This window comes from Mesorhizobium sp. M3A.F.Ca.ET.175.01.1.1 (assembly GCF_004791945.1).
Classification (GTDB): domain Bacteria; phylum Pseudomonadota; class Alphaproteobacteria; order Rhizobiales; family Rhizobiaceae; genus Mesorhizobium.
The window spans coordinates 1-305 of sequence record NZ_SRTP01000302.1 but is presented as its reverse complement, the minus strand read 5'-3'; the positions used below and the strand labels follow the sequence as shown (position 1 = coordinate 305).

1 pseudogene is annotated in these 305 nt (G+C 63.0%); it reads left to right on the top strand.

The window, feature by feature from the left end:
• Window positions 1–305 (top strand): annotated as a pseudogene (locus EN818_RS31750) (GGDEF domain-containing protein); the annotation flags it as partial.

Below are 305 nucleotides of genomic sequence, written 5' to 3'. Positions count from 1 at the left end.
CCTGCTGCAATATTTCAAGCTTCCGGTCTGCATCGTGGCGACCAAGCTGATCTCCAACATATGCTTCACGATCGCCGCCTGCTGCCTTTCCGGTGCGATCGTCGCGCGCTACGGCAGGCGCGTGCCCTATATCGGCATCGGCATCATGACCGGCGGCGGGCTCGCCGCCTTCGCGTGGTTCATGTTCATGCAGCCGGATCTCACCTGGCGCGTGCTGGCCATGAATTTCGGCTTCGGCGGTCTCAGCCTGCTCGTCGCCGCCGAGCTCAGGACGGTGCGCAACAACGGGCCGACCGAAAAAATCC